General features: G+C 41.1%; 11 protein-coding genes and 1 pseudogene. 8 read left to right on the forward strand and 4 right to left on the reverse strand.

What is annotated here, in order from left to right; translation table 11 throughout:
- The first annotated feature begins 319 nt into the window (after positions 1-319).
- Positions 320-541, forward strand: a complete 222-nt coding sequence (locus KNP72_RS16075) for a YcxB family protein (RefSeq protein WP_353048470.1) — start codon at positions 320-322, stop codon at positions 539-541.
- Between the two features lie 21 nt (positions 542-562).
- A complete protein-coding gene (locus KNP72_RS15400) occupies positions 563-1120 on the forward strand; it encodes a YcxB family protein (RefSeq protein WP_214834365.1) in 558 nt (185 codons plus the stop codon).
- Positions 1121-1329: 209 nt separating this feature from the next.
- Here KNP72_RS15400 and KNP72_RS15405 read toward each other — a convergent pair whose 3' ends face one another.
- From KNP72_RS15405 to KNP72_RS15420, 4 genes are read right to left on the reverse strand one after another with little or no spacing between them, the layout of a single operon-like run.
- Complete coding sequence (locus KNP72_RS15405; RefSeq protein WP_214834368.1) at positions 1330-2451, reverse strand: SAVED domain-containing protein; 1122 nt, start codon at positions 2449-2451, stop codon at positions 1330-1332.
- On the reverse strand, positions 2444-2932 hold the full coding sequence (locus tag KNP72_RS15410; RefSeq protein WP_214834371.1) for a Mov34/MPN/PAD-1 family protein: 489 nt from the start codon (positions 2930-2932) through the stop codon (positions 2444-2446). Before KNP72_RS15410 ends, KNP72_RS15405 begins: the two co-directional genes overlap by 8 nt.
- A gap of 10 nt (positions 2933-2942) precedes the next feature.
- Positions 2943-4748: a ThiF family adenylyltransferase gene (locus tag KNP72_RS15415; protein WP_214834373.1), complete on the reverse strand. Its 1806-nt coding sequence runs from the start codon at positions 4746-4748 to the stop codon at positions 2943-2945.
- A gap of 4 nt (positions 4749-4752) precedes the next feature.
- Positions 4753-5787 (reverse strand): nucleotidyltransferase domain-containing protein, encoded by a 1035-nt coding sequence (locus tag KNP72_RS15420; protein WP_214834376.1) that lies wholly within the window; start codon positions 5785-5787, stop codon positions 4753-4755.
- A 404-nt stretch (positions 5788-6191) separates the two neighbouring features.
- On the opposite strand from KNP72_RS15420, the gene KNP72_RS15425 reads away from it, so the two are divergent.
- The 6 genes and pseudogenes from KNP72_RS15425 to KNP72_RS15450 form a co-directional block, all read left to right on the forward strand.
- Positions 6192-6398 carry a hypothetical protein gene (locus tag KNP72_RS15425; RefSeq protein WP_214834379.1) on the forward strand — a complete coding sequence of 69 codons (207 nt, stop codon included), beginning with the start codon at positions 6192-6194 and terminating at the stop codon, positions 6396-6398.
- A gap of 152 nt (positions 6399-6550) precedes the next feature.
- Positions 6551-6934, forward strand: a complete 384-nt coding sequence (locus KNP72_RS15430; RefSeq protein WP_214834382.1) for a hypothetical protein — start codon at positions 6551-6553, stop codon at positions 6932-6934.
- 412 nt (positions 6935-7346) lie between these two features.
- A complete protein-coding gene (locus KNP72_RS15435; RefSeq protein WP_214834384.1) occupies positions 7347-8792 on the forward strand; it encodes a caspase family protein in 1446 nt (481 codons plus the stop codon).
- 60 nt (positions 8793-8852) lie between these two features.
- A complete protein-coding gene (locus KNP72_RS15440) occupies positions 8853-9461 on the forward strand; it encodes a hypothetical protein (protein WP_214834387.1) in 609 nt (202 codons plus the stop codon).
- 770 nt (positions 9462-10231) lie between these two features.
- Positions 10232-11128, forward strand: a complete 897-nt coding sequence (locus KNP72_RS15445) for an ISL3 family transposase (protein ID WP_353048471.1) — start codon at positions 10232-10234, stop codon at positions 11126-11128.
- A gap of 144 nt (positions 11129-11272) precedes the next feature.
- Positions 11273-11442 (forward strand): annotated as a pseudogene (locus tag KNP72_RS15450) (alcohol dehydrogenase catalytic domain-containing protein); the annotation flags it as partial.

The raw sequence follows: 11442 nt of genomic DNA on the forward strand, positions 1-11442 counted from the left end.
GCAAAAACACCTCCGATGCTAGCACTTTTTTTAAGTGTACCACTGCGAAGGTGTTTTTATATTGTCTCAAAAATTTAGGTTAGCCCAGAATATCACTATGAGTATCCTTGTTTTTTGCGTTGGATTCCTATTTACGAAACTTTTATTATTCTCCTTGGTAGCCGAAGAACTTATTTTTTCACTCGCACTGACAGGAGGTATATTTCTTGCTTTAGTACTGATGCCATTTGTGAAGCGAATCTATCCTTACGTCACGATTTGGCAGTTTCGTTACTTTTTAAAAAATGACCTCAGATTTCCGACAACGGTTACCCTAGTCATGAATGAAACCGAGATTATCATTACATCGAAACAGGGTCTAGTGACATCACAAAAAAATATAGCTTGGGAGTCCATTAAAAAGTTAAGTGAAGATGACTCTTACTATTATCTATACGTTGAAGAGGGTGACGCAATTATTGTTCCCAAACGTAATGATGAATCTAGCATCTTAGATTTAAAGCCGTTTCAACTGCTCTTGAAATTAAAATTGGTGAATTAGAAAATAGAGAGGGGTATAAATTTGACCATTACATATCAGTTGACGCCAGAGGATTTTATTTCTCTACAGAAAGACCTGATTAAAAATACAAACTATCATAAACGCAGAAGTAGATTTTTGCTGATCTACACAGAGTTGCTGGCCTTTGCCTATGGGTTTGCAGCAGTGGTGTATTTCTTTCCTCGTGTCATATCGTTTACTTCCTTTGTGTTAGTGGCGATAGCAAGTGGTTTTCTAGTCATGCTCTTGCTATATCCATTGTTACGAAAAATGTATCCCCCCATTACTTTAAGGAAGAGCATGGTACAGTTGAAGAAAATGGGGGGATGGCCGAGGACTGTAACGGTGAAATTTGATGATTCTGGGATAGAATGGACTTCGGACAACCCTAAGTCGAAGGGCATGCTTCAAATCCCTTGGGAATCGATAGATAAAGCATCACAAGATGAGAAACATTTATATTTGTATTTTCAAGAGGCCGATGCGATTATCATTCCAAAAAAAATCAACGGACTCGATTCTATCGAACAGAGTGAACTTGAACGATTATTAAATCCATATATGAAAGCACGCAGTTGATAGAGTCATCTCATCTCCTGCGTGCTTTTTTGATGCAAATTCTGATTAAATTGAATCAACTAGATATTCGGAAAGTCTTTTATTGACCAAGAAAAATACTAGGATCTCGGCTGATAAAGCTCCTGAAGTTCGAATGGCCACATCATGGGTTGATAAGATATAGATAGTTAGTGTAATAGTACCCACCAAAACGACCCCTGTCTATATCCTTAAATTAATGAAAAAGCATAGCTATAGCGAGGTTTCATTCGTCTATCGTATTGGTATAAACAAACCTCTCCCCACATTCGTGGGTTTATTCCTCTACCGATTTCTACAGCGAGTCCTGCAGGTCCAGCATAAAAGAGGTGGATTTTTTCGTAATCATATTGTTGAATTAGTTGCTCTACTATCTCTTTTATTTCAACCTGTATAATTTTGCATTCACTTTGATAAAGAATCCGTTTCACACTTGGATTATCAATGGTGAGTGAAACATAATCAAAATCTCGATTTAAAGTTTCTTTTACGTCAGCTAATTGAACGCTTCCGCTTATTGATAAAAGAATGGCTAATTCCTTTTCCCCATTCGTACATATGACCTTCTCTAGTTGAATAGGAGTCTGCTCTTGTTCTGCGTATTGATTATTTACCCAATTCTGTTTTTCACGATTGAATTGATAAATTGATAGAGTTAAGGTATCAGTAAGCAGAAAACCCATATGAACTAACAAGGGAATGGGGGATAGTGGGAAAATCTCTACCGTATTGATAGATTGATTCTTAAGTCTTTGATTGAACATTCTAGCTAGATGTTCATTTTCCCTTTTTCCTTTTTCCCATCCTTGGGGCGTAAAGTCTACAAATTCATTCTGTTCTTCTATAGCCTCTAAAAGAACATAGGGTGCTTCAAGCTCATACTCTATATCATTAATAGGAGGGCCTAACCTTTTGTAAATAAGCGCAATACTATTTTTTTTGTATAATTCGAGTCTAGATGCCACCCATTTTTCATGTTTTTCTTTCATATCAAATAACCTAGCAGGTGGAAATTGTTCTTTTGTTACTTTATCGTCTATTAACTTTGAATGGTGATAGCACATTAACATTAGATTTGTAATATCTTCTAACTCATCTTGGGTGTAATTGTATTCATCCATATATTCATGACGAGCTGCACCTTTTTTATGACCGATAATATGAGCTTTTATCCCAATATTTGTTAACATCCCATCTGTTGAAACAACTAAGCGTTTAGAACAGCCTTCGAAAGAACATATCCCACCAGAAACCATCCAAAGATGTTTTTCCTCTGCACTAGTTAAAGGTCTTCTAGAATTTGAATTATTCATCAATAATTACGCTCCCTAATATATTTAGAGTATATTGATTCCTCTCGATACACCATATTCCCATTTTTTCTGTACCGAGTATCAGAAAAAAAAGATGATCGGACTCAAAATCTAATTTTGATATTCTCTTCCAGTCGTTTAAATCAGTACGTGATGGATTAGGTGTTTTTTCAGGATGTGTATGCCATTCGCCAAGATAAAAGCACCTTCCTTTTGAAGTAATCCACTTAGAATCAAAATACATTTGATGTTCATTTGCATTTCGTTTGAAATAAGTTCTTTTTCTTTTATCTGAAAACATTGGTTCTGAAACATCATCGACTATGAAATCGTTACTATCACAGATAATTCTACCGATCAATATACCGCCTGCTTCTGTATCTTTTGACTCAAATTGTCGATACTTCTGCATTTTTTGAATTGCATCTGAATGAATTAAAAGTTTTCGACCATCAGTGAGTGGAAGGACTATTTCTTTCATCAAATCCCCCCTACGATAGACATACTTTACATTCTTCATCTTTATACAATAGCCGAGAGGCATAAAGTTCTTCTGTAGTTAATGTGAAACGTGATGTGAATTGAAATTCATGATTTAGAAAGTTTTGGGCATCTCCTTTCCAAGACAGAAGCGGATTGTCAATCAAATCTCCAAGCAATACTTTTATTCCTGTGTCAACAGTAAGAATAGCTGTACGTTCGCTATCTAAAAAGTTATACGGGGTAAAAACAGAACCGCATCCAGTTACGGACTTTGAGAACGTTTGAAAAGGTTTAGCGAATGCGGAGCGATTATATATCGGATCTTCTCCTATAGGTTTGAAAAGGCATTGGTAACAGCCTCTTTTAACATGATTAGCTGTGACCAACACGTGACCACCAATTCCTAATGGTTCTACCCATGTGTAGAGAACGGGAGGAGTATAAGGAAGACTCAACATATGCTGATTGATTTGCATCTCTTGATTAGGGGCACCAATTGCTACTATCACCAAATCAAATTTTGACCAATCAACCGTTTCTTCGTTTACGAAATTAAGAAATGTTTTTGCATAAGCAGAAACTTCGGTAAATGGATATTTTTTTTGTATTTCTTCAGAAAGGGCGTGAACTTTAAAATTACTTCGTATTCCATTGTCTTCTGTGGTTTTAAAAACACGATCACTCCCCAAAGCGTGACGATGAACATTATCTAACTCTAATATGTCGTAATCAACAAGTGAGATTTTCGCTACTCCAGCTTTAGCAAAGCGGACGGCTATCTCGCTACCAATAGATCCCGCTCCTATTATCAATACATGTTTGTTCATCAAAGAAATATTTCCGCCTGTTCGATTCAGCATATGAGAAGGGTGCCATCTACTAACAGTAGCTCTTATACTTTTTAAATTTTTGGACTTAAATATGAATGGATGAACAAGGATTTTTCTTAGGTTTTTTTTAATCGGAACTTCATTGTTATAAAAGGCATAGCTGAACAAGGAGAAATTTCCATCAGGTGTAGGCAACCCGACTATTATAAAGTCGAATTTAGGATTGAAGTGTTTTGTTTTTTTTAATAGGAGGCGAAAAACCTTTTTATTTTCAGGTGAAAGATTATTCAAAATATTTTGTCTTATTGTAGAATAGGACCATTCTGTATCTGTTGTTGGTGGAAGTAAGAAGGTACCTTTTTCTAAAGGAAAATAAATGCACCTACATTTTATCGATTCTTTACTATCTATATGAAAAATATTTTTTAATGCTGCATCAAAATTCTCTTTCTCTTCTGAAGCAAAAATTGAATGCTTTTTCCCTACTTCTTTTATCCATAAATTTAAATGTCGCACTGTTTGATTTTGAACATCGACGCTGGCATAAATCTTCATTTCTGAACTCTTACGCCAGTAAGCTTCAAATTCATGTGAAAAATCTTCACGATTTTCGCCATATAGTCCTTTTTCGATTAATTCAATAACTTTTTCTAAACAATTTATCAAAATAGAAGCAGGATATCTAGAATCTAAGACAAGTGATTCGTTTCTAGTAAAGCAAATCAACCCGTCTTCTTCTAAATGAGGAAAGGTCCCGAACTTCCCTTCCTCATAGAAAAAGGAAGGGAGTGCGTTTGGAAATGAATCAGGGAAAGCGACAATTATTTCAGATGGGTCCCCATCAATCAGTACAGACAATTTGGCTAATTGTTTAAGACCTCTATACTTTGTAGAATCAGATATTGAAAGAGGTTCGAAATCTATAAGAATATGCTGGTCAAGTAAATCCAATTCCTTTTTTAGCTCTCTGAGTAAAGGTAGCATAATATTAAATATTCGCAGATTCTGAACTTGGAATAACCGCTTTAGCTACGGATTTTTTACCTGTGGTTGGTCTAGTTGGAATTGGGAAATCAGTACCGAAATATTTTTGGAGAATCTTCGCGGCATCAACAGGATCTACTTTAATCTTTGCCTCTTCAAGTCCTTTGAGAAGCCTTTCTAACTTTTCTTTAAATGTCTGCATCTGAGAAGAAGTCATTTTTTCAAATAAATCAGGTTTTGGCTCCACAGGTAGAGTTACTTTCAAACGTGGCATCCACTTATACTCTCCATCTATTTCTACCATGTCGTCAATAAAGCGCGAAATCATTTGTTGCACAAGAATTATTAGGGCGTCCAGGTCTTTATACGTTTTTTTGCCTGTAAATGAGTCTGTCTCTTTTTGAATATTGAGCCAGTGATAAGCACAAGAAGTCAACGCTATACCTGTAGGTTTTCCATTAACATCTGCAAAGTGTATATCTTTCCATCTCTTGAGATACCTGACTACTCTACGAAATTGTTTTCTGTCTTCTTCATCTGAAAGATGATATTTGACTACTTCAATTAAGTCCTTTGGATTGGATTCATCCCAGAACTTATCCTCAGCATTGCTATTCGGCTTTCCTTTCGCCAAATACACTTTCCCATTAGCATTTGTAGCAGAGTAGATCGTAATATCTACATGATATCCCGCACTATAGGTTACAGTGACACAAGGATTTTTATACACAACGTTGTCAGTATGATTTTTGACCGCGTTGTATACCCATCTTTTAGCCTCTACGGAAAGTGCATCATCCCGGGACATATCAAAGTATAAACCAACATCTATATCATAATTACCGTCTAATGGAACAATCCCTGTTTTCATGGCATATGAACCTTGATTGAATATAGTGAAAGGTTTACTCTCATCTTTAGATAAGTTCTCCCTAATACGTTTGATTATTATGTCACGTTTTTCACTAAGTACTTGGTTTTCTAGTTTTAGCTTGATTTTCTCATGAAAATCAAGGAACTCTTTTTGACATAAAGCCATAATCGACACTCCTTTTTGTTTGAATATTTAGTATATTTTAAAATAAATTTACCATAAAATATCCAAGCAAACAAACGTTCTGTTTTTATGCCCGGTTTAATATTAAATGTACACTTTTTTCTGGGAGGAGTACCATTCAGCTGAGTGTTGTCTTTGATTGGAATCTATAAAGACGAAAAACGTACGTTTTTCTTTGAAGTGACCTACGACTTGCGCCGTTCTCGTTTAAATCCATAGAGCGGGATCCGGAAAAAAGAAGATTTGTTTATTGATAATGACCATGTTTTCGAAACAAGCCCTAGGGCTTGTTTGAAACAACACCAGGGCTTACGTGAAATTAGGCGAGATGTTGCCTGCTTGGATGCGAGGTATCATGAGGCTATCAACAGGAGAGGATGATTCAGATGGACGGCTACCAACTAGATCAACAGACGATGGACGAGATGACGGAGGTGTTGCTTCGACGCCTTCCTGACCGGCTTCAAGAAGATTTTGACGACTTAAAACTTGTGAGCATGGATCTGCTTTGTGATGTGAAGGAAGGAGAGCGCTTGACCCACCTCACCGTCTTTTTCAATACCAATATGATTCGACGGAATCGTCGTACATAAGAAAAAGGAAGCATTGTATACATGTATACATGTAGATTTGTATATGTGTATACAATTTTTAAAAGTCTTCATTTCTGTAGGCTCATGAACAAGGACTGAACCGGCTCTGGACGGGGAATCGTTCTATAAAGAACTGGAAGGGGTGAGACGTTGTGAATGAGATGTTGCTTGATGACTATGCGTTCGAAGGGTTGGATCCGTTCGTCCGGACGATGTTCTCGGAACTGATGGAACATCCCGAGTGGATGCGTGTCGTCGACAAGGAACATTGCGTCGAGAAGGTCGTCCGGTTCGATGACGGACTGAACTCGCCTTACTTCCGCGTGGTGATCTATCTGGATTCTGAAGAGCGTCCGACCAAGATCGTGTATCTATATGGGACATGGGTGGTGGCGAATGGAGATGTCAGCTTCGTCGTCTCGGAGCTATCCAAGGGTGTGTTCGAATATGAAGTGATGCATGTGCATTGGCTCATCAAGTATCGGTTCGAGGATTGGGGAGTCTCTGAAGACGGGGCATGGGAGAAGGGATGGTGATCCGGGCTCATGCGTGAGCGTCTAACGCCCGTTGGCGAAGTCGCTCATCGCACCGCTGCCTCCCTGACGGCCCGATAACAAGAGCTGCTGGCTCACCGCCGCATCTCTATGTTCCTGGACCTTTCTGACGGGAGGCACGGAGCGTAAGAACAACACTAAAAGCAAGAACGTGGGCTTGTCGATCGACAAGCGAGGGAAACCATTCAGTCGAATGGTTTTTTGTTTTTACCTAGAGGCACTTTACTTTTCAAATCAGCTGTTTATCAATGGCTCTTAGAATAAGGATTGAGAATGAAAGAGTCTGCGTTGACATGTCTTCTGAATCGAGTGATTGATTTTTCTATTCAAGTTTGGAGCATGTGTACATTGTATAATACAATATATGTAAATGATGAGAAGGTAGGGATTTATATTGTATAAAGCTCTATTAATTGCAGTCAATGAGCAACGTGACCATGAGATATCCGCTCTTCCGAATACGTTAAACGACGTAAGAGAAATCAATCGATTATTGACAGAAGAGCCCGCCGTATTCGATAAATCTGACGTCCAGATTTTATATGGGAATTTGACCACCAAGTCAATGTTAGATCATGCATTACATAGTTTTTTTAGAGATGCGTCTCCAAATGATGTCTTATTTCTCTACTGGGCAGGCCACGGGGGGTTCAGTCAAACCAATGCGTATTTCATTCCATATGATGCAGGTATTCATGCCATAGGTGACACCAGCATCAACATGTCCGATGTCAGAGACCATATCGATCAAACAAAGGCCCGCACAGTCTTGAGCTTTTTTGATACGTGTCATAGCGGTGCGCTCATGCGATCAATCGACAATCTGATGGAGAGAGGGCTTGAAATTAAAGGGTCCGGTAAGTTCGTCATCGCAGCGTGCACGGAAAATCAGTTGGCTTGGGATCGAAACGGACATGGAGCCTTCACAGATCATTTGATCCGTGGCCTAGAAGGTGGGGCGACGAACCCGAGCGGGGAGATTGATATCTACACGCTTTATGCTTACGTCAGCCGAGCTCTCTCGAAAGAATTCGAGAATCAACATCCTGTCTTAAACAGCACGCTCTCCGGTCCACCCGTCGTCATCAAGAATGTAAAGACGAGAGAGGCCGGATCGAATCTGTCACCGGCACCACTCTTCGATGGTGGGCAGCGAGTGGTCGACAACTCTGGAGATTGGTTTCTACTAGGACGTGTCCACGCACGCTACTTCTCATATCGCTACAACGGTTCTGACAAGGCATACAGCTTGATCTTGAAGGCCGAAGACAACTCGAGAGGGGTCGAGGAAGTGCTCAAGCAGATGTGGAGAACTGAGCAACCTTTCGCGATTGAAGATACGGCTGAATATGTCCGCGTGGCCGAGGTGAATGTGGAAGTGGTTGGGGGCGAAAAAACAATCAACCTCAAGCTGGTCTCGAGTGAAGACAGACATGGTAGTCATATGTTTAGTGAAATGACGGTCAATGGTATTAAACCCGATGAAATCGCTAAGCTGAGAATCGATCACTATCTATTCAACAAAGAAGTTCCAAGACATGTCAGAATGGATCATTCGGAAACACTCATCTACGGGAATCCATCCGGCTATGAGGTGTCCGATCGGTTAATCCCGGATTTGCTTGATCAGCATGTCACCCTGGAATGTATCAGACTACACCTCATAGCGGTCCTTGTATTCAAATCAATTGTGTCTGAAGTGAGCTCATTGCATTTATTTGTCGAACGCGGTGCCATCACGAGGATTACCATCGAAGGTAGGCGGCCCCGCGTCTACTCGAACGTCAATCCGTCAATAGTGTCAGTGGACGAACCGGTACATTTTTCATTGGACTATTGATACGATCCGCGTACATGAGTAAGCGAAAGACCATCAAATCAGAGAAGGCGGAGAGGCCAGATGAAACATGCCTTACCTGACACACGTTGGCTATATGAACAACTTTTGAACCATGGGCAACAGACCGCTGTCGATGACTTTGCGGCTAAATGCCCTATGCACGGGCAAGCGGAATTCGTAGCACATTTATGGGAGACGGACGCGGAAATCGGAGGGATCGGCGGATACCTGCTTCCTAAAAACCCGATACAGAATCCGTTTCCCGGCGGAATGGAACGAACTTTGTATAGGCCGTTGCAGTATGCGGCGAGCGAACTAGAGCGGGACGTAGCGCATGGGGCGCGATACATCGTTCAATATGCAGGCATGCACCTGGAGGCCGTGACACGTCAATATTTGATGCGATCGCAAACGCTCGGGTCGCTTCGACACTCCCAGTCCACCTTAGGAAAAGCGGTCCATCAAATCGCCAAGCTACGAACGATAGATGAAAAGACGATTCAGAGCCTACTTGTATTCGTACGTTTGTACAACATGTCGAAACATGAGGTGAACCAAGACGAATCGAGAGACCGTCTATTCAGTGCGGAGGACGCACTGATCGCTTATCTGTCTGCTCGTATCCTAGGCTTCCGGTTGTTGACCGAGATCGGTTTGGTTCCATCATAAGCATGGTCATGAAACAACTGATGTCCTGACACCTCTTGATCAATGGTCAAGATGTCTAGATTTTTAAACGTGAAAGATATCAATCTTTTTAATCGAACAGGCCATGAAAGAATGAATCAGACCATTTTAAACGAGCATGTATATATTTCGATGTCGAAACGTATACATACTCGTTTTACCCACTATTCCAAAAGTGTTTAAGCAGGACACTCCTGTCTCTCGACATGAAAGAGGCAAAACGAATATCTATTACGAACAACTTCACAAAACGTGAAATGGTGGCGAATCATCTGTTGGCTATACCAGTATCGGAGAATAAAGTCATTCATCTACCAAATTAACAAATGATAATAATCCCCTTGAAATTTTTTTGATAGGTAAAACAATGGCTCATCACCATAAGGTGTGGTTGACGCATAAAATCCATCAGATTTTGAATTGAACATAGAAAAAAAGCGAAAACCCCGGTATCGTAATTGTTGCTTAGACAAACCACGATTGGAGTTTTCGCTTTGTCCCAACAGTTTATCAAATTACTTCTTCCACTTCCAGACCTTTTTCAGATTCAGATGTCTTCAGACGAAGAACCGAACGTTTTCCCGGTCATCTCGGATCGATACGACATCCCTTGCCCGCTTTGCCAGAGAAAGACAGTCCTGCATTCGAAAAGGCGACGTCGCTTCCGACACGGTCACGCATGGAACGTCGGTATACTCTGGATCGAGCTGGATGTCCCACGTCAAAGATGACTCTCTTGTGATTTGACGTTCGTGTATGACTACGGTCTCGGGCTCGTCCGCACCTCCACCGAGGTGTTCCGGAAAGGCATCGCAGAACGTTGCCATGGTAGGACGATCTCAGATGTAGCGCGTGAATACGGATTACCTTACACGACGGTGGAACGATGGTTTTATCGGTACGCCTCAGTAGAGACAGAGAAGCATACGACAGACGTCCTCATCGACGAGTTCGCCACACGAAAAGGACATCACTATGCGACAATCGCCCTCGATGCCGAGAGTGGTCGGCTCCTGTCCATTGTCCCGGGAAGGGACGTCACGGCCATCACGGCTGCACTCCAAGGCATAGCCGGAGATGTCCGTTCTGTCGTCAGTGACTTTGCACCGGCGATGGCGAAGGCCGTCGCACATGTCTTCCCGGATGCGAAACATGTGCTGGATCGTTTCCATCTCATCCAGTTCTTCACGGACGCCCTTCGCCGTCGGCGTCGTTTTTTGAACGAGGCGAGACGTCACCATCATGTCCGTGTGATTGACCGTGCTCTCGCCTGTCGTCCGGAGACGCTGTCCCCCGAAGACAGGGAGGTCGCCGATTCTTGCCTTCGGGAAGATCCGTTCACCCGGGACCTCTATCAAGGACTTCAACATATCCGATATGTGCTGAAGGCCACGTGCCATGGACAGGCGAAACGTCGACTGACCGATTGGTTGGATCGTTATCAGTCCCATCCTTGCGGGCCTCTGGCGAAGATCGCGAAATCGATCCAGAACCGAGAGGAAGCGATGCGTCGAACGATCGTGTCCAGTCTATCGAACGGAAAGATGGAAGGAACGAACAACAAAATCAAGCTTATCAAACGCCGTGGCTATGGCTACCGAAACCTCGAACGTTTCTTTTTGAGATTACGCTTCGAGCTTGGTCGTTAAAATAGCAACCACGTGTTATGGTGATGAGCCAATTTAATAAAGATGATTCCAAACACTGCTAGTTATTTAAATTGAGATGTTTATTACTCCAAGCATGTGGTATTAATGACGTATGTAACATATTATAATTGGGGAGTGTTGTATATGAAGGCAGTAACATTTCAAGGCAAGAAGAAAATGAAAGTAAAAAAAGTTGCAGATCCAAAGATAATTGAGCCAACTGATGCAATTATTAAGATTACTGCTTCAGGTATTTGTGGATCAGATTTACATTTATATCATCAAGGCGATATGTTTATGGATAAAGATTTTGT

The sequence above is a fragment of the Exiguobacterium sp. s152 genome (genome assembly GCF_018618335.1).
Taxonomy (GTDB): Bacteria; Bacillota; Bacilli; order Exiguobacteriales; family Exiguobacteriaceae; genus Exiguobacterium; species Exiguobacterium chiriqhucha.